Consider the following 17,129-nt stretch of genomic DNA (forward strand, 5'->3'; position numbering starts at 1 on the left):
TTCTAACAGAACTCTAACAGCCAAATTCACAACAACATCCCCACTCTTCTATGTGAAATTTACCGATGAACAGTTTGATGAACGAGGTGGAGTAGATGCCGGTACGTTACAGATTATGGGTGAAGGGGAAGCAGAAAGACATACAAGCACCTCTAACACTCTTATTTATGCCCTATATGACGATGGAGGGCACTATCCCAATCTCTATATAGAGAAAAATTCAAACTATGAATTTGTAGGATGGTATTATGATGGCTCACTGTTGTCTTCATCTTTGGAGTTGTCGGATATGGACCTCTATGTAGCCAATATTACGAAAGGCGCCACAATTCTGGCCGCTTTTAAGAAAGTGAGTGGAGGAGGGAAATATACAATTACACTTCATGCAGATCATTATGATAATGGAAGTTGGGTAGGAACTGTTGGCAATTATGTGGGATTTAGTTCTGATGACATAAATCATAAAACAATCAGCAAGGAATTTGAGTATGGTACACGAGTCACCGTATATGGATTGGGAAGAAACGGAAATGATGACAGTGATTGGCAAAATGCACCTTGGTGGTATTATGTGAATGGATTCTATACGGCAGGAGGTACTAAACTAATAGGTTTTGATTTCAATCATGTATCTGCATCATATACATTCACTGTAACTAAGAATATGGACATATATGCAGACTTTGTTTATTACAAAAGGTAAAACTGAAAGCACAAAGAGGGAGAGAGATGGGGGGGAGAGCTCTTATATCCCCCCTACTCCATCTTAATATTGGCCAATTTCATTTTTTTGATATTGATTAATTTTAACTCTTTGTCTTTATTTTTCTTGCAGTTTATTATGTTTTCCTTTTAATACACCAATACCAAATGGTATAGGGGATTGGTGTATTAAAAGAAAAGCTGCGTATCTCTATCCTTTTGGTTTTCTCCCCTTCCCTACTCTATTCCTTTTTCCGTTTGCTTTCTTCAATTCTTTTTCTAGAGTAAGATCTGTAACAGCACTGTATATCTGTGTCGTTTTGACACTCTGATGACCTAGGACTGTCTGGACAGTGGTAATACTGACTCCTCTGTATAACAATAATGTTGCACAAGTATGGCGGGCTGTGTGGAATGTCATTTTCTTTATTCCGACTTTTTTGGCAATCCTCTTCAAGACCCTATTGGCTTGCTGATTACTGCCTACATGAAACAACACTCCCCTTGTTCTTGAGATTGATTTTGCCAGTTTCAGCGCCTTGCCTTCGAAGATTGTACTTAACGGTATACGAATCTCCTTGTTTGTCTTATACATTTTAAGGACTATCCATCTTTTGTGATTGATAGTGCAGATATTCTGCTTTGTAAATATGCGCACATCCGAATATCTCAGGCCAGTATAACAGCTGAAGAGAAAAGCGTTTAAAACTTCATTAGGCTCTGATAGGCTTTCTCGATATTTTTCCAGTATCTCAAGCTCCTTCTCTGTAAGTGCATCTCTATGTACTTGTTCCGTTCTGATTGTATAGTTCAAGAATGGGTATTCTGTGATTATTCCCTTCTTTCGTGCTACATTAACATATCGCTTGAGTGACTTCATGTGCCGTGCTATCGTATTTGTTGACAGCCTACATTCCTCACGCATGTAAATCTCAAATTTTAGGAGAAAGTCACTTGACATTTCCTGGAGACTTGCATTCGGTGAAAAGCCTTTGATTTGGTTCAGCGTATCCAAATGGAGCTTTTTGGTACTCTCCCTGACAGCGGCAATCTGGATTTCCTTCTCCATAAACTTGACTAAGCTATTCCCCTTCTTCCCTATTGTCCTAGCTGGTGCTGCGAGATTATTCAAATTCCCATAGCTCATTATATGGTTTATGCCATTTATCTGCATCTGGATTAGTAGAGCGCCGTTATTGTCCAGTCCCATTTTGCGTAACTCACTCAGAAAATTGCTTATTGCAGTTTCGATATCCATCACTTTGTCTGCCGTTTTTTCATGACGCAAAAATAATACAAATTTGCTTTTGAACAGCTGTCTTGCCGATTATGAGGATTATTATGTTCTTTTTTCACACAACAAGTACAAGAAAGCTCATATACCAATTGAAGTACATTACTAATAGGATGAAAATTGATATGTTTATACTATAGTATTGCAATACTATAATGTTATAGCATCGTAGTGTTGTAATGCCACGGAGTTGTAATCTTTACATTTTTGATATTGTAATGCTATTATATTTTAATATTATAATATTTAAATGCTATAGTATTAACAATGCTACAATATTGTAATGTTATTATATTATAACTCTTTTATATTATAACGTCATAATGTTGCATTATTATTAATATTGTAGAATTGCAATATTACAGAGTTTGTATGTCATAACATTAAAATATTATAATATTAGAATGTTACAGCATCAAATAAAGAACTTATGTGTATATTTGAAGCATTAAATGCAAGAAATAAAACGTGAATGATATGGCAACAGTAATTTCTAATCTAAATTTCAAAGGTGGCGTAGGGAAGACTACTACTACAATCAACTTAGCAACAGCCCTTTGGATAATGGGGAAAAGGGTTTTAATGATAGATACAGATCCTCAATGTAACCTAACAAATCTTGTGGGGTTTGACCAAACAGAAAATGATAGTACAATATACGAGTGGATTACTCAGGATGATTGCTCTATTCCTGTTTATGAGCACTATAAGGGTTTTTGTTTTATTCCTGCACACAAAAAACTTCGCGACATTGAAATAGACTTGATGAAACGAAAAAATAGGGAAAGAATATTGACTAAAAAATTATCGCTAATCAAAGATAACTTTGATTACATTTTAATAGACTGCGCACCTAAAGACGGCATCGTGAATGATAATGCAATGAGTGCGAGTGATAGCGTATTGATACCAGCTGAATGCTCCGGCTTCTCTCTGCAGGGCATGCAAGACCTGCTTGATTCAATTCAGGATGTGAAGGAGAATATTAATGAGAAACTGGATATACTTGGGTTTCTTGTGATCAAGTATGACAAGAACACACGTATAAGTAAGCAGACGCTTGAATATTTTAACCATGCATATCCCGGTAAGATATTCCAGACTAAAATCAGGCGGAATGTTAAGTTTGACGAAACACCTCTGAGACATAAAAGCATATTTGAGCATAGTATAGACGCCAATGGCGCCGAGGACTACATAAGCCTTGCTGAAGAAATAACAGGGGAGACAAGACCTGAGGACTGGAAAGAAAAAATTCTTAGTGCATGGTTGGGAGAACATCCGGATGATGAAAGCGTAATCGAACAGTTGAATAATCTCAAAAAATAATAGACTATGGCCAACAAGAAAGTAACAGATTTGGGGATATCCAGTTATATGGAACAAATTCAATCAAATAAGCCCAAAGCGGAGAATAAAAAAACAGCCTCTCTAGAAAATAATGAGGAAATGAAAGAAGAAAACACTGCCGAGACGGTTGCTAAAGGTGAAAAAGCAATAAGCGAAGTCGCCACAGTTGTGGAGAATAAGGACAGTACCACAGAAACTTTATTAAGAAATGCCATTCTGACATCGGAGACTCTATTTCGTCTCGAGCAGGTTAAAAAATTAAAGAATAGCACTGCAAAGAAAGGTGAGCGGATAAGCATTGCAAGGTTAATGGGTACGATCATAGAAGAATATCTTGATGATAAATATCCTCAGACCAAAGAGCTGTACAAGTTAATGAAGAATATGACCTCCGAAAATATTATAAATGGATGAGCTGCAATTAATCCAAAGCAGGATATATGAGATCCGGGGCCAGAAGGTAATGCTGGACTTTGACCTGGCAGAAATGTACGAGGTGGAAACACGAGCTCTCAATCAGGCGGTGAAGCGTAATATCGAGCGTTTCCCGGAGGACTTCATGTTTCAACTGACAAAAGAAGAAACATTGAATTGGAAATCACAAATTGTGATGTCCAATTCTATAAAGATGGGTATGAGACGTTCTCCTTATGCTTTTACGGAATTAGGAGTTGCTATGCTTAGCAGTGTTTTAAATTCAAAGGCAGCCATACAAATCAATATGAGTATCATGCGTGCCTTCGTCGCCATCCGCCAGCTGATAGCCAATCCACCGGTAGACAGAGTGGGAGAACTGGAAAAGCAAATGCAGGAACTTCGGGCCTACATGGAAGAAGTTTTTACCGATTATAACGACATCAACGAGGATACCCGGATGCAACTGGAGATGATCAACCAGACGTTGGCCGAGCTTCAGGTCAGGAAGAAGGTTGAAGAGAAACCACGTAACCCGATTGGATTCCGGGCCTATGAATAGTCGTTTTTCCCTATTTGTCAATACGTAAATATTATAAATTATGATTCCTATCTTCAATGATATACAAAAGAAAAAGGCTGACTTCATCATTACGAACAAGCACGCTAAACTTTCTTCATTGACATCTTCCGAGATAAAGGACCTGGCAGTAGTGTGGTGTTATTACTCTGGAAAGATAGAGGGAAACACCTACACATATGTGGAGACAGAAGCTTTACTGAAAGATAATATCACATCGGAAAAGAGATATGAGGACGCCAAGATGCTGAAAAACCTCTATAATACTTTTGTTTCCGAAATGGAATATATCAATAAGGAGCATAATCTGGAGCAAATAGGTGAACGTACCTTGTTTCGGTTACATCGTACCATCTCCAGTGAGTTGGTATCCAGTGAAGAGTCCGGTATGCTGCGCTCCCGTGCTGTACGGATTACCGGTACGGAATATATCCCGCCAAAAGAAATCCGGGAGATACGGATGGCCTTAAACGAAATATTCTTTAACCAGGAATTATATAGCAATCCACTGGAGAGAGCCATTTATCTACATTGTAATATAGCCAAGCTCCAGCCCTTCATTGACGGGAACAAACGTACCTCACGTATGATGGAAAGCATCGTTATGATGAATGCTGATTTGATTCCGGTATATTCCGCAAAGGATGCGGATATCCTCCACTATAGGAAAGGACTGATTTCTTTCTATGAAACAGGGAATTATTCCGGATATACGGATTATTTCCTTAACCGGCAGATAGAGCGAATTAATGAATTATCTTTGTCTGGAGAACCTACTTTTGACCTGAACAAGAATAGGTAGGAGGGGTGGACTATGGTTTGGAACTTTAATAACTAATAAAAAAATACTATGGCATGGAAAGTTACTGAGAAGAACATCAAGATCCATACAATCATTGACGGCGTGGATTCCGTAGAAGACACGAAAGCTATGATTTCTTATCGAAAGCTAAAAGCTCTCGGTGCAAAACGTAGAGTTTATAAAAATACAAAGGAAGTATTCTTTCTTATTGAGGCAGACTATAATTTAACTTTATAATTCCCTATTAGTCAACTTAAATATTAAAAATATGAATACACAGAAAGCAATACTGGCTATTGACGCTGTTACGGCAGCAATCGTCAATGGGGTAATCAATACCGCCTTCATAGATAAATTAATTTATGGAGAACTTGACAATGAATTATACAAGCACGTCCTGAATAAGTGGGCGAGCAAGAAAGGTGATGTATTTGATTTCTACCTGAACAGTAACGATGATATAAAAAGATGGCTGCTTGAGGCTCTGGACGTGGAAGTAGAGCCGGATAAATACCCGGACTATGACAGCCGGATAACAGCACAAATTTGTGAAGGTAAAAACCGTTCGGAGATATATCCTTTTGAGACAGAAATTGTACATTCTTTTTTTCTCTTCGGATATAACCATAGCCTTGATGAACTGAAGAAAGTCAGTCCTTCAGCGTGGCAAACAGTAAGCGATAACAATATAGACCGGTATGGCAATTATAAGAACTGGTCACAGTTTTGGGAAAGAGCGAGTAGGGAAGATAAGGAATTGCTTTTGAATTATATGAACCAATAACAGGAAAGATATAATAATGGGGAATCAAGGAGAAATCATATTATACCAGCCAGACGAAGAAATAAAGCTGGATGTTCGTTTGGAAAATGAAACGGTATGGCTTTCTATTGATGAAATGTCTCATTTGTTTGGCCGAGATATTAGTGTCATTGGAAAACATATCCGGAATATCTTCAAAGAGGGAGAATTGATAAAGGATTCAGTTTGGGCAAAATTTGCCTATACTGCTTCTGATGGTAAGACTTATCAAGTGGATTATTATAATCTTGATGTAATTATATCTGTCGGATATCGGGTAAAGAGTCAACGGGGTACTCAATTTAGACAGTGGGCAAACAAGGTGTTGAAAGAATACCTTTTGAAAGGCTATTCCATCAATCAACGTATTAACCAACTGGAGAATAAAACGGATTCAAGGCTGACTGCCCATGACCGGCAACTGGAAGAGCTAACAAATAAAGTCGATTTCTTTGTCCGCACATCCCTTCCCCCGGTAGAGGGCATCTTCTTCGACGGCCAGATCTTCGATGCCTATAAATTCGCTTCGGATCTTATCAAGTCTGCCAGACAGTCGCTTGTACTCATTGACAACTATGTTGATGAGAGCGTGCTGCTCATGCTGAGCAAACGGCAACCGGGAGTAACGGCCACCATCTACACGCAGCGCATCACTCCGCAGTTCCAGCTCGACCTTGACAGACATAAGGACCAGTACCCGCCCGTCGATGTCCGGACATGCAAGCTCTCTCATGACCGTTTCTTGATTGTGGACGATGCTGTATATCATATCGGCGCATCACTGAAGGACTTAGGAAAAAAATGGTTCGCGTTCTCAAAGCTGAGCTTGCCCGCAGAAATGATAACCAATTTACTTTAGAATATGGAAGCAACAGAAATTAATCATAAGATACGTATAGGGAAAAGAATTGCCGAACTCCGGAAGGAGAAAGGGTTGTCGCAATTTAAATTAGCGCAACTAACTGGAATAGATTCATCTAACATTGGAAAAATAGAACTTGGCAAATATAACCCAAGTCTAGAAATATTGAGTCGTATAGGTGATGCTTTAGGTGTTGAAATTGATTTCAGACCCATTTAGCGACTAGTGTGTTATAAAACATAGCATATATCAGTAATTTTTATTACGGGTATATTTGCCCATGTTCTTTTTATTTGTATCTTTGCAGAGTAATACTAATAAAGCTATATAAATGAGAACAGCGACATTGATTGAACCCTACTTAGGGTACCGGAACATTATTCTAATCGAGAAATGGGATACCAAGTGGGAAGTGGAGATTTGCGGAAGTGGCAAACATATTTGGGTGTATGAGGATGAGTTCATAGAGGACAAATAAAACAGAATGGTTATGTTTGAAAGAGAGATTGAAAGGTATAATACCTTATTGAGAGAGTATAAAACCACCGTCATTGATAAATTCAATGTAGAGGATCTGAAAGAGTACAATGAGATACTCTTCTCAGCTCATAGCTGTGCAATCGAAGGCAACACCTTCTCTGTAGATGACACAAGAGCTTTGAAAGAAAAAGGGCTGGGAATGATACCACAAGGCAAAACTCTCTTTGAAGCATTTGAGATACTGGATCACTTCAATGCGTATGATTTTCTAATGGGGCAAACAGAGCTGCCACTAACAGAACAGTTAGTTAAGGAGACACATCGGATTCTGACCCAGCATACGCTAACATACCGATATAAAGATGCAGTGCCAGGAGAATATACCAATACTGACATGGGAGCTGGTGATACAATTTTTGGCGATCATGAAGAACTGATTGCCCGTGTTCCTAAGCTAATGGAAGCTACACAGAAAGCAATAGAACAATTGCCGGTACATCCCATAGAAATTGCAGCACAGTTCCATAAGCATTTCATTTTCCTGCATCCGTTCCGGGATGGGAATGGACGGCTTGGACGATTGTTGTCTAATTTCATTTTAGTCAAATTAGGATATCCTATGCTCCTCATTGAAAGTACAGATAGGGAAAAATACATCGGCGCTCTTAAAGCATGCCGGGATGAGCGTAACACAGCCCCCATGGTGGAATTCTTTTTTTCCATAGCCATTGGACGGATGGAGAAGGAACTGGCTCGAAAAAAATCTATGAATGAAGACTATAATTTTGATTTTAAGTAAAATGAACAATATGAAAAAACTGATTATTCCCAGCATTATGGCAACATTGCTTCTCCTGGCTTCCTGCGACAAGGGAAATGACCCCATTCTGCCTGAACCGGAGCCTACTCCTGAGCCTGCACCGGAACCGGACAAGCCTAAAACGATGTTGTGCTTCTCTACAAGCATAGAGATGCTGAATGAAGTGACAACCAGAGGTACAGTTTCCTCTTTTGAACCTGACAGCGAGATAGGACTGTTCTATAATGACACATGCATAAACAAGAAATTTGTTTATGATGGCAAAATATGGAGTGGGGGAGAAGTGGCGCTTGCTGATGAGATGAGGGATATTATCTGTTACTATCCCTATTCGTCTGTAATCAAAAGCAGCGGAGAGATTCCTATTGACATTGGCTCCCAGACAGATTACTTGGCCGGTTCCGCATCGGTTGGAGCCGAAAAGCCTGAGGTGGAGGTCAAGATGAAACACCTGCTCTCCTTGGTTCGGATAACTATCAAGAAAAACAATTATATCGGAGAAGGGCATATTGAATCCCTGACCTGGAACGGCATCCATACCACTGCAAAGTACAACGCTGCAAACAATACCACCACTCCGATGGGAAGCAAAGGAAGCTTACGGGCAGGTGGCAACTATTACCTGGATGACACAAAAGACCCCATACCCGTTGAAACGATCATGCTTCCGGTAAACTCCGCAAAAGGAATAACCCTTACAGTTGTTGTGGACGGAGAAGAACGTGTCTATGACATTCCCGAAAGTCACCAATGGGAGGCCGGAAAAGCCTATACCTATACATTGACGCTGAAAGGAGGATATAATAGCCCCATTGACTTGGAGGAGTTTCCGATTGATGTAGGCTATTGGAGCACTTTTGGCAAAACTGATGATATTGTCCTTGGCAATTCTGAAGGTAACTGGTTTGATATTGAGCCTGGAGTAGTACCATATGGTACCGACATCTATCGGAATGAGGGATTTATGTTCGGATTCTACGGATACTGGACCGGCTTGGATCTGGAAACCGGGAATATGCCGGATATATGGGAAGGGGACTTCCGTATGGTGCTCATGGACAATGCCGGGAATATAGTGGATAAGTTCCAGCCATGTTCCATTGTTGCTGAAAATGGCGCCATGATGAAAGGGACTGCAAGAAGATCCTATGTAACGGCTCCAGCAGGGACTTATGAACTCGGCGTGCTTTTCCGGAAGAAAGGGGAAACCGTCTGGCAAAAGGCCAATCACCTTGATAAAGTAACCAGGGAGGATATGACATTTGCCATTAAGGAGCAGACTGATTTGCCGGCGCTTCGTATGATTCAGGTGGAGGAAGAGACCAATACAGGAGTAGTGATACATAACCGACCATACGACAGTAATTTCAACATTACCTATGTTCTGTCCAATCGGGGGAAAATTCCATTGAAAGGTGAGATAAAGGCTGTATGGGAACGAACTTTTGATTATACCGGGCACTGCTATCGTCCGTCTTCAAAGAGGACAAATACAGTGAATGATGACGAGTGGCAGGATGAAATTGGCCGAATGTCTATCGACCTGCAGCCGACAATCCGTTTCTGGAAAGGGAGCATGCCATGTAGATTCCCACAAAAGAGAGAAATGCCCAGAACTTCAGATGGAATAGGGTATGCGACACCGATGATACACCTATATTGGAAAGCGGAAGGAAGTGGCGAATGGGTGCTGCTCCGGTGCGATTTGGATGAGATACTAGCTGCAAGAGTTAACAATAGCCAAGAGGAGTCAAATCTATTCTTGAAGGCTCTCAATTATTTAAACTTTGAACAATCTCATTGGCATAACTAACTTATTGCATTAGTGTAATCAATCGGCAATAAATTCTTTATGGACGAGCTACAATTAATACAAAGCAAGATATATAAGAACCGGGGCCAGAAGGTAATGCTGGACTTTGACCTGGCAGAAATGTACGAGGTGGAAACACGGGCTCTCAATCAGGCGGTGAAGCGTAATATCGAGCGTTTCCCGGAGGACTTCATGTATCAACTGGCAAAGGACGAATGGCAAAATATGTCATCACAATTTGTGATGACATCACGAAATAAACGACCAAAGACTGCTATTCCATTGGCTTTTACAGAGCATGGGGTTAAGTGTGCTCAGAAGCAATATAGCTATCCAAGCAAGTGTTTTAATCGTTCGTGCCTTCGTCGCCATCCGTCAACTGATAGCCAATCCACCGGTAGACAGAGTGGGGGAACTGGAGAAACAGATAAAGGAACTCCGAGCCTACATGGAAGAAGTTTTCACCGATTACAACGACATCAACGAGGATACCCGGATGCAACTGGAGATGATCAACCAGACGTTGGCCGAGCTTCAGGTCAGGAAGAGGATTGAAGAGAAACCACGTAATCCAATTGGCTTTAGATGATAGTAGAAGAGAATAAATACAGATTCAAATTGGAACTGGATGTTGCAACCGGAATAGAGTCTTTCCCTATGCGTACCCTTTCCTTCGGCTACAAGACCTTAAAGATGCTCAGATAAGCAGCAGCAAGGAAAAAGGAGAGATACTTCGTTTTAGGGGAAAGAAAGTATATCCAGAATGATAAAGGAGAATACGAGCCATTTGCGGTATTCGGGACTACTATTGTCCCACTGTCACAGCTCATGGCCGCTTCCGTCCGGCTTCAGATGGAAGAGGAAGAGAAATATCATCCCGACCAACCGGAGAAAAGTAAGCAAATTCCCAAAACATGGAAGTGATGAATTATAGTCATCGCTTTTTGAAAAAGTGAAGAATAGTATTCATCAAAACAAGGATAAGAAATGAGAGATCAAGTAATATTAGCCCGCAATGCAAATTAGTGATAAAAAAGAAAGAACATTGACCTTTGGTAAGTACAAAGGGCAAGAAATAAAATATATCATACTTACTGATATTGGGTATATCGTGTGGTGCTTTGAAAATATTAGGAGGTTTAAACTTACTGATGAAGAACAAGCTATATATGATGCAGTAGCGATAATGATAAAAAAAAGTGATTGGCAAATGACTTTCCCTATGTGGTTGATGTATAAGCATATAAAGAACAGAGATGCTTTTGAAAAGTTAGAAACGCCATTCATAGATAATTTTGCAAATATTGCTTTCAAAGAATTAGAGAAAGATAATCCAATCTGTAAAAGTATTGAGAAATATATTACTTCAAAAACACATCGAAGTAATATTGCCGGAGGTTTTTCGGCAGATGACTTCGTAGTTTATTCAATCGAAAACTTTGATGAAAGTGAACATGTACTTTAACTAATAATAATTTGATTATGAAAACTGAAGAATTGCAAAACAAAAGTTACGAAGAGCTTGTACAGCTCCAACAAGAAGGGAAAATAACATTAGTAGAGTTCGTTGAAGCACAGTCGGAACTGACCGATGAATGGAAAGAATGGATTGATACTCGGCCAATAAGCGATGAAAGCGCCAGGGCTTTTCTTGCCTGGCATGAAGAATACGCCATGAACCACCAAGAACAGTAACAAACAATAATCCCCTTACTCCTGGGAGAAAGTAGGGGGATTATTATATTTGAAAGGGTAGGGAATGCCCTTTTGAGGGGGGACTTCCTCGACTACCTTATAAGGTGCAACAAGTTCAAATCATCAGTGACTAACCCATCTAATACATTTTGCGATAAATAGTGATAAAATAAAGAATCATTTCCCAGATATGTAGATGCGTATTTATTAGGAGGCTAATATTAGCCTCCTACGCTCCTACAGTCCTACATATTATTTTCCATATATTCTTTCAACCGATACAGCCGGTCAATGGCCGGATTGTAGAACGAATCCGGATAGTGCTGCTTAATATCGCAGATATTCGCATTAACATACATGGAGGTGTCAAAAATATGTTCTGCCTCACTTAGCATCACCTCCTTGGGTAACTGGGTTGTTTGTGCCCATTCGATTATTGCCTTGACGGATTCCTCGTCATAAGCATATTTACTTTCTGGCATATCTTTTCTTTATATATTGACAATCACTAGTGTCCACTAAAAATTTTTTGGTCACTAGTCGGTTAAAAATTAAATAAATTCGATTCACTTGAATCATTTAGCTCTTTGATATTTTTGAAATTCGATTTGTCGAACAAATCTCTAAGATGAGTTTTATCGGTTAGCGAGATGCCGAGTATTTGCAAGGTTTCGTAGATGCTTCGCTCTAACTTCATATCGTGTTGTACTATCGCCACAAGGCAGTAAGTAATTATGGCACAATATATTTGTATGCGTACAGCATTCTCCGAAGTTCCCCAAAACCTCTTTATCTTAAGGTGTTGTTTAATCCATTTGAAAAACAGCTCCACACTCCATCTATTTCGGTATAACCGAGAAATCAGCTCAGCCGAAGCGTCAAGATTGTTCGTCAGGAAAATGTATCGTGTGCCACTTTCGGGGTCTTCAACAATGAGCTTTCTAAGTTCATCGGGGTAATCCTTGGAACTTTTATAAACCGTAAAACATCCGATGACATCAGAAATGACACCTTCAGGCAATCTTCGCTTCCACGTTTTGGGCTTGATGCGTACATTGGTTTTGGCTCGTACAACGAAGAAAGCACCTATGCGGTCTATCGTATACAAGTTGCCAAAATCGTTGTAACCACGGTCAAATATATAATGCGCACCACGTTCATAAGGAATCACAGACATCGCTTTTGTATCGTGAATATTAGCAGGAGTAATATGCACAAATGCAGGAACTTCCGCTTCCACATCGTAGAGCGTATGCATCTTGATTCCGCCTTTATGCTTGCGGAATTTAGCCCACTCGAACACTGACAGACAAAGGTCAATCGTGGTGGAATCAAAAGCATAGACATGACCGTCAAGCTCAAAGATTCTTTCGATTCTACGCTTGCGCGCTTCGGCTATCATGAAGGTTGCATATTCCTGGAAGATGCGATAGTCACGTTGCTCGTTAGCCTTGCTAAGATTGCTTCGTGTTACGGACTTGCCGATTCCCAGATGATAGAGTTTTCCGGTGTGAGCCTCCAGTGACACGATGAGGTCTCTTAAACTCTCACGGTTGGAAAGTTGACCGAACATCATCGTAAGCAACTGATTCCAACAGGTATAGCTTTTAATGTATTTGTTGCCTTCATACTTCTTGACGATACGCAAGAACTTGAACTCATCAAGAAATGTGACTAATTGAGAAAAAACATATTTGTCTTTATTCATAACAGTCTGATTCAGACTGCAAAAGTAATTTCAAATCGTTGCGCACCAAATACCATTACAACAAACTGAATTTCAACAATTTCAAAGAACGACTATGATTTTTTAGTGGACACTAATGATTGACAATATCAATCTTACAATTAAGCGCATTGACTATCTTGGATAAGATGTCAATGCTGACATTATACTTGCCATTCTCAATCTTGGTGATGTTCTGATAGCTTACTCCGGCAAGTTCAGCCAGCGCACGGACCGACAACCCGGCTTCATTTCTTTTTTGGGCGAGTAATGCGCCTATCCGTTCACGCTCATTCATTTCCATCCTTCCTTTTTTATATTCTCATCCTCCCACTTGGCATATTCACAATACCACTGTGCGGCAGGTTTCATAACCTCATTGATAATCATTTCACGGTCTGCATTCTTATTAAGTGTAGCACTATAGTGTAATGTGGCAACCATTGGCTCTTTAATGCCAAAGCTGTTAACAAAAGAAAAATTGTAGACCAAAGTGCCTTCGGTGAGGAAGGTATTATCCCTATCAAGTATCTCTACCACACTTGCAGAACGTATATGAAGTATCACTATCCGACCAGACAGTATATTATTCTTTTCGTGTTCAGAGCCCTCCACAAATGCAAATTCGGGAAGTGTAAGGTTCACAAGTCTGTCCATATTCATCGCCCGTCATGCCGATAGCGCAGCTTATGATTTATAATATCGTTACAAAAGATTCGTCAATATAATCATACCCCCTATACTTTATCTGAGCCTTATCATTGGCTCTACACCACTTATGGAGCAGTACATTCATATCATTGTTAATTTCCAGTCCAAATTTAGATTCCTTGCTCTGTCTGAATGGACTTGCCGCATAGCCGGATAACAGCATGAAGTCATCAAGGGTTATTTCTGTAGAAAACCAAACCGTCTTACCGGACAATGAAGATGAACGAGACAAATGGAACTTCTTACCGAACATTTCAACGTCCATGCCATCAGGGTTTTCCGCAATAACTTTTTCTGCTATTTCAGCACGTAATTTAAAATTTGTACCAACATAGCCAATATGCGATGTGGCTTTCGGACAGTCAATGTACTTTGGATTGGATAAGTCTCTACGGATGTCTCTTGTACCGTTAATTAAGTCTGTAATTTGAGTCTTCATAACATTGTTGCAGATTTTATAGTGTTGCCCCCACTTCTTGTGTTTTTTTGATATTGCAAATATAGTGATTTATTTTGATGTGCGCAAATATGCGCACAAATATTTTTTGCAAAAAGTGATATTTAACATTATGAAATATGAAAAGCCCCGGCTTTTGTCGGGGCTTTTTTATATTTGAAGGTTAGGTATCATAGTACATTTATAAAATATCCTTGTATTTTTTCAAGGCTTCGTTCTTCATTTCGTTTTCCTCCTTGGTCAGGGCGAACCCCATATACTTGCAGGTGTGGTCGTTGCGCAGAATGCATATACACATACGCTTATAGGTGGGAATATCCCGGAACTCCTCTATGTCGATGTCGTCCAGGTAGTCCATCCGTACCGGCTTCTTGTCTGTCCTATAGTTGGTGCTGTCACCCACCTGGATGGGGATATTGCGGTCTTTCAGCTTCTGTATAACTTCCTCACTGAGCACTCCACCCTTTTCCTTCCAGAATTTGATACTGGTTTCCAGCTTGGCCTGGTATTTTTCCCGGGTGTGTTCCGGCAGGGTCGAGAGCAGGAATTCCATGAATGACTTCCAGGTATATCCATCCGGCAGACGTATCTCTCTCCTTCCTGCAGCACGGGTATTGCCGTAAAGTCCGGCAAAGCCGACTCCGTTTACACGTCCTATCATCCGCCCCCAAGTGTTGGGGTCAATGACTTTATACAAGGCAAGGCTCTCGATGGCCTCACTGATGAACGGACTTGCCACCCGTTGCCGGTCAAGGCTTACCCCGGCTTGATAGTAGAGGTCGTATAGTTTATTGTAATCCCATCGGAACTTGCCGTTGGCAACCCATATGTCCTCCGTTTTCCAGTCGAACAGCGGGTATAGGTTATATACATCCTCGTCGATTTTCGTGCTCCATTCGTAATTCTTGTACCGTTCCCTCTCCTTTCCGTATATGGTCCGCCAGCGGTTGTAGCTCTCCTGGGTACGTATGCCTACCAGACAGCAGGTACGCCGTGCGGCTTTCCGTTGATGGAGCCAACGGGAGAATTCCAACTGAAATTCATAGTCCCACATCCTACGGTTGTAGAACGGGAAGTCGTTTACGGTCATTGCCTCCTCCGGCATCTCCCTGACCCACGCTTCCTTTTTCGTTTCGTCCCAGGGACGCCAGTAGTTCTGGTACATGGAGGTGCAGGTCGGCACACGGAACGGCACGCAGACACGGTACACGTCCAGCATGTCCTTGTTTGCCTCCAATACCCGGTCCACATAGTCAATGGTCATGCGGTACTGTATCTCATAGTCCATATGGAACATTCCAATCCTGCGTTTCAGCCGGTTCCTACGCATATAGTCCAGACATAAATTCAGCAACACTCCACTATCCTTTCCACCTGAAAAGGAAATGTATATATTGTCGAACTCTTTAAAAATCACCTCCAGTCTTTCTTGGATTAGTTCGTACACATTCTTTAATTCCATAACATCTATAAATACTTTATAACCGACAGCAAAATTAATACAAATCGTCAATAAATCTAACAGAACTCTAACAGCCAGATTCACCGCTACTGCACCCTCTTCTCCCATCTTAACAGTCAGCATTGTTGATGAGGACTTGGATGAGCGTGGAGGTTCGTTAGGTGAACTGGATTATGGCGAAGTGGAAGAAAGGGTCTCAGGGGGATATCTTGTTAGAACATACAAGATATATGAGGATGAGTATGGTTATCTCCCGGAAAGGATATACGCAACATCGACAGGAAACGGGGAATTTATCGGTTGGTACCAAAATGGTAAATTATTCAGCAGCAGTCCGGAACTTATTGACCAAGACATAGACTACCTTCGTGGAACACATATATGTGCCGCGTTTAGTGGGCAAGCAAACCCTGATGGTGCTCCCTCACAAGTTACCATCAAATTGTATTCCAGTGCCGGTGGCGCTTCCGGAGGAAAAGGGAAAGTAGGATTCAGTGCAGGCAGTCTTTCATATTCTGCACAAACGAAGACTGTAAAATATGGTGAAGAGATAACTATTTATGCTGAAGGAGATGAAATCGTAGGTGATTATAGTGTAACCCATTATTATTGTACCGGATTCTATCTGGATTCCGGAGCGGCAATAAAGACCTTCTCTGACACTAATCGCCTGCACAGTTATACTTTTACTGCAACGAGGAATATGGATATATCAGCAGATTGGAGAAAATATGATTATTAAATAAATTATTTCCTGAAGAGTTTTTCAGTACATAACTTATGAAGACAAGGCTGGCCCATAATTGAGGCCGGCCTTGTTCCCTCCTGATATTATTATTAATTCGCTGTGACCAGAACCTCTTTCGTTGTACTTATAATTGTAGTCGGATATGAAGCCCCTGATAAGCCAGACGGATATGAGTCTGAAACATTTATGAATGTCATCGGTAACTTACTGCTTGAGATGGAAATACTAGCTTCATGTTTTTGTCCTGGAGCAATACCTCCTCCATGATTAACCTTATATACAGAACCATCAGTGCAAGAATAGGCATGATTTATTGATTGTATTGATACCGAACTATTGTTTTGTATGGTGAACTTTATTGTAATTTTAGTGTCAATTACAGTGAATTTGGCTGTTAGAGTTCTGTTAGAA

At 40.5% G+C, this 17,129-nt stretch carries 23 protein-coding genes and 1 pseudogene; 16 read left to right on the forward strand and 8 right to left on the reverse strand.

Going from position 1 to position 17,129, the window contains the following annotated elements; genetic code table 11:
• A partial coding sequence (locus tag DWY55_RS20510; protein WP_207806434.1) for a hypothetical protein occupies positions 1 to 703 on the forward strand: 703 nt, incomplete at its 5' end.
• A 210-nt stretch (positions 704 to 913) separates the two neighbouring features.
• On the opposite strand, the gene DWY55_RS20515 is transcribed toward DWY55_RS20510, so the two are convergent.
• Positions 914 to 1,960 carry a site-specific integrase gene (locus DWY55_RS20515; RefSeq protein ID WP_117952213.1) on the reverse strand — a complete coding sequence of 349 codons (1,047 nt, stop codon included), beginning with the start codon at positions 1,958 to 1,960 and terminating at the stop codon, positions 914 to 916.
• A 513-nt stretch (positions 1,961 to 2,473) separates the two neighbouring features.
• Here DWY55_RS20515 and DWY55_RS20520 point away from each other — a divergent pair.
• The 14 genes and pseudogenes from DWY55_RS20520 (at position 2,474) to DWY55_RS20580 (ending at position 11,614) form a co-directional block, all read left to right on the forward strand.
• Complete coding sequence (locus tag DWY55_RS20520) at positions 2,474 to 3,325, forward strand: ParA family protein (protein WP_117974811.1); 852 nt, start codon at positions 2,474 to 2,476, stop codon at positions 3,323 to 3,325.
• Positions 3,326 to 3,331: 6 nt separating this feature from the next.
• Complete coding sequence (locus DWY55_RS20525; protein ID WP_117952217.1) at positions 3,332 to 3,760, forward strand: hypothetical protein; 429 nt, start codon at positions 3,332 to 3,334, stop codon at positions 3,758 to 3,760.
• A complete protein-coding gene (locus DWY55_RS20530) occupies positions 3,753 to 4,322 on the forward strand; it encodes an ORF6N domain-containing protein (RefSeq protein ID WP_117991524.1) in 570 nt (189 codons plus the stop codon). Before DWY55_RS20525 ends, DWY55_RS20530 begins: the two co-directional genes overlap by 8 nt.
• Before the next feature lie 40 nt (positions 4,323 to 4,362).
• Positions 4,363 to 5,142 carry a Fic family protein gene (locus tag DWY55_RS20535; protein ID WP_117952221.1) on the forward strand — a complete coding sequence of 260 codons (780 nt, stop codon included), beginning with the start codon at positions 4,363 to 4,365 and terminating at the stop codon, positions 5,140 to 5,142.
• Positions 5,143 to 5,190: 48 nt separating this feature from the next.
• Positions 5,191 to 5,379 (forward strand): hypothetical protein, encoded by a 189-nt coding sequence (locus tag DWY55_RS20540; protein ID WP_117952223.1) that lies wholly within the window; start codon positions 5,191 to 5,193, stop codon positions 5,377 to 5,379.
• Between the two features lie 31 nt (positions 5,380 to 5,410).
• A complete protein-coding gene (locus DWY55_RS20545; RefSeq protein WP_117952225.1) occupies positions 5,411 to 5,926 on the forward strand; it encodes a hypothetical protein in 516 nt (171 codons plus the stop codon).
• Between the two features lie 16 nt (positions 5,927 to 5,942).
• Positions 5,943 to 6,803, forward strand: coding sequence for a virulence RhuM family protein (locus tag DWY55_RS20550; protein ID WP_117952227.1), 861 nt, complete (start codon positions 5,943 to 5,945; stop codon positions 6,801 to 6,803).
• A 3-nt stretch (positions 6,804 to 6,806) separates the two neighbouring features.
• Positions 6,807 to 7,025, forward strand: coding sequence for a helix-turn-helix domain-containing protein (locus tag DWY55_RS20555; protein WP_117952229.1), 219 nt, complete (start codon positions 6,807 to 6,809; stop codon positions 7,023 to 7,025).
• A gap of 112 nt (positions 7,026 to 7,137) precedes the next feature.
• Positions 7,138 to 7,284 carry a hypothetical protein gene (locus tag DWY55_RS22115; protein WP_165859046.1) on the forward strand — a complete coding sequence of 49 codons (147 nt, stop codon included), beginning with the start codon at positions 7,138 to 7,140 and terminating at the stop codon, positions 7,282 to 7,284.
• Between the two features lie 12 nt (positions 7,285 to 7,296).
• On the forward strand, positions 7,297 to 8,085 hold the full coding sequence (locus DWY55_RS20560) for a Fic family protein (protein WP_117952269.1): 789 nt from the start codon (positions 7,297 to 7,299) through the stop codon (positions 8,083 to 8,085).
• Positions 8,086 to 8,095: 10 nt separating this feature from the next.
• Complete coding sequence (locus DWY55_RS20565) at positions 8,096 to 9,919, forward strand: fimbrillin family protein (protein ID WP_165859532.1); 1,824 nt, start codon at positions 8,096 to 8,098, stop codon at positions 9,917 to 9,919.
• 39 nt (positions 9,920 to 9,958) lie between these two features.
• Positions 9,959 to 10,508: pseudogene (locus tag DWY55_RS20570) on the forward strand (ORF6N domain-containing protein).
• Positions 10,509 to 10,934: 426 nt separating this feature from the next.
• Positions 10,935 to 11,384, forward strand: coding sequence for a hypothetical protein (locus tag DWY55_RS20575; RefSeq protein ID WP_117952236.1), 450 nt, complete (start codon positions 10,935 to 10,937; stop codon positions 11,382 to 11,384).
• A gap of 17 nt (positions 11,385 to 11,401) precedes the next feature.
• On the forward strand, positions 11,402 to 11,614 hold the full coding sequence (locus DWY55_RS20580; RefSeq protein ID WP_117952238.1) for a hypothetical protein: 213 nt from the start codon (positions 11,402 to 11,404) through the stop codon (positions 11,612 to 11,614).
• Between the two features lie 245 nt (positions 11,615 to 11,859).
• Here the strand turns inward: DWY55_RS20580 and DWY55_RS20585 are convergent, their stop codons facing one another.
• The 6 genes from DWY55_RS20585 to DWY55_RS20610 form a co-directional block, all read right to left on the reverse strand.
• Positions 11,860 to 12,096, reverse strand: a complete 237-nt coding sequence (locus DWY55_RS20585) for a DUF6965 family protein (RefSeq protein WP_117952242.1) — start codon at positions 12,094 to 12,096, stop codon at positions 11,860 to 11,862.
• Positions 12,097 to 12,158: 62 nt separating this feature from the next.
• The gene (locus tag DWY55_RS20590; protein ID WP_008666211.1) at positions 12,159 to 13,322 is read right to left on the reverse strand and encodes an IS4 family transposase; all 1,164 of its coding nucleotides are present in this window, start codon (positions 13,320 to 13,322) and stop codon (positions 12,159 to 12,161) included.
• Between the two features lie 112 nt (positions 13,323 to 13,434).
• On the reverse strand, positions 13,435 to 13,644 hold the full coding sequence (locus DWY55_RS20595; protein ID WP_120178335.1) for a helix-turn-helix domain-containing protein: 210 nt from the start codon (positions 13,642 to 13,644) through the stop codon (positions 13,435 to 13,437).
• Positions 13,635 to 13,997 carry a hypothetical protein gene (locus DWY55_RS20600; RefSeq protein ID WP_133303496.1) on the reverse strand — a complete coding sequence of 121 codons (363 nt, stop codon included), beginning with the start codon at positions 13,995 to 13,997 and terminating at the stop codon, positions 13,635 to 13,637. The genes DWY55_RS20595 and DWY55_RS20600 overlap by 10 nt, the downstream gene beginning before the upstream one ends.
• 37 nt (positions 13,998 to 14,034) lie before the next feature.
• Positions 14,035 to 14,490, reverse strand: a complete 456-nt coding sequence (locus DWY55_RS20605; RefSeq protein ID WP_117952248.1) for a hypothetical protein — start codon at positions 14,488 to 14,490, stop codon at positions 14,035 to 14,037.
• Between the two features lie 199 nt (positions 14,491 to 14,689).
• Entirely contained in the window at positions 14,690 to 15,970 is a 1,281-nt protein-coding gene (locus DWY55_RS20610; RefSeq protein WP_117952271.1) for a DUF3440 domain-containing protein, read from the reverse strand.
• Between the two features lie 136 nt (positions 15,971 to 16,106).
• On the opposite strand from DWY55_RS20610, the gene DWY55_RS20615 reads away from it, so the two are divergent.
• On the forward strand, positions 16,107 to 16,712 hold the full coding sequence (locus DWY55_RS20615) for a hypothetical protein (RefSeq protein ID WP_243633684.1): 606 nt from the start codon (positions 16,107 to 16,109) through the stop codon (positions 16,710 to 16,712).
• Positions 16,713 to 16,807: 95 nt separating this feature from the next.
• On the opposite strand, the gene DWY55_RS22215 is transcribed toward DWY55_RS20615, so the two are convergent.
• On the reverse strand, positions 16,808 to 17,129 hold a 322-nt coding region (locus DWY55_RS22215; protein ID WP_207806436.1), incomplete at its 5' end, for a hypothetical protein.

Source organism: Bacteroides sp. AF25-38AC (genome assembly GCF_003602995.1).
Taxonomy (GTDB): domain Bacteria; phylum Bacteroidota; class Bacteroidia; order Bacteroidales; family Bacteroidaceae; genus Bacteroides; species Bacteroides uniformis.

Excerpts from the sequence above, each read along its gene's own strand:
- DWY55_RS20530 (WP_117991524.1), top strand. The coding sequence starts at position 3,753 with ATGGATGAGCTGCAATTAATCCAAAGCAGGATATATGAGATCCGGGGC.
- DWY55_RS20600 (WP_133303496.1), bottom strand. The coding sequence starts at position 13,997 with ATGGACAGACTTGTGAACCTTACACTTCCCGAATTTGCATTTGTGGAG.
- DWY55_RS20555 (WP_117952229.1), top strand. The coding sequence starts at position 6,807 with ATGGAAGCAACAGAAATTAATCATAAGATACGTATAGGGAAAAGAATT.
- DWY55_RS20605 (WP_117952248.1), bottom strand. The coding sequence starts at position 14,490 with ATGAAGACTCAAATTACAGACTTAATTAACGGTACAAGAGACATCCGT.
- DWY55_RS20575 (WP_117952236.1), top strand. The coding sequence starts at position 10,935 with ATGCAAATTAGTGATAAAAAAGAAAGAACATTGACCTTTGGTAAGTAC.
- DWY55_RS20535 (WP_117952221.1), top strand. The coding sequence starts at position 4,363 with ATGATTCCTATCTTCAATGATATACAAAAGAAAAAGGCTGACTTCATC.
- DWY55_RS20595 (WP_120178335.1), bottom strand. The coding sequence starts at position 13,644 with ATGGAAATGAATGAGCGTGAACGGATAGGCGCATTACTCGCCCAAAAA.
- DWY55_RS20580 (WP_117952238.1), top strand. The coding sequence starts at position 11,402 with ATGAAAACTGAAGAATTGCAAAACAAAAGTTACGAAGAGCTTGTACAG.
- DWY55_RS22115 (WP_165859046.1), top strand. The coding sequence starts at position 7,138 with ATGAGAACAGCGACATTGATTGAACCCTACTTAGGGTACCGGAACATT.
- DWY55_RS20565 (WP_165859532.1), top strand. The coding sequence starts at position 8,096 with ATGAAAAAACTGATTATTCCCAGCATTATGGCAACATTGCTTCTCCTG.
- DWY55_RS20540 (WP_117952223.1), top strand. The coding sequence starts at position 5,191 with ATGGCATGGAAAGTTACTGAGAAGAACATCAAGATCCATACAATCATT.
- DWY55_RS20610 (WP_117952271.1), bottom strand. The coding sequence starts at position 15,970 with ATGGAATTAAAGAATGTGTACGAACTAATCCAAGAAAGACTGGAGGTG.
- DWY55_RS20550 (WP_117952227.1), top strand. The coding sequence starts at position 5,943 with ATGGGGAATCAAGGAGAAATCATATTATACCAGCCAGACGAAGAAATA.
- DWY55_RS20515 (WP_117952213.1), bottom strand. The coding sequence starts at position 1,960 with ATGGATATCGAAACTGCAATAAGCAATTTTCTGAGTGAGTTACGCAAA.
- DWY55_RS20525 (WP_117952217.1), top strand. The coding sequence starts at position 3,332 with ATGGCCAACAAGAAAGTAACAGATTTGGGGATATCCAGTTATATGGAA.
- DWY55_RS20560 (WP_117952269.1), top strand. The coding sequence starts at position 7,297 with ATGTTTGAAAGAGAGATTGAAAGGTATAATACCTTATTGAGAGAGTAT.
- DWY55_RS20545 (WP_117952225.1), top strand. The coding sequence starts at position 5,411 with ATGAATACACAGAAAGCAATACTGGCTATTGACGCTGTTACGGCAGCA.
- DWY55_RS20520 (WP_117974811.1), top strand. The coding sequence starts at position 2,474 with ATGGCAACAGTAATTTCTAATCTAAATTTCAAAGGTGGCGTAGGGAAG.
- DWY55_RS20590 (WP_008666211.1), bottom strand. The coding sequence starts at position 13,322 with ATGAATAAAGACAAATATGTTTTTTCTCAATTAGTCACATTTCTTGAT.
- DWY55_RS20585 (WP_117952242.1), bottom strand. The coding sequence starts at position 12,096 with ATGCCAGAAAGTAAATATGCTTATGACGAGGAATCCGTCAAGGCAATA.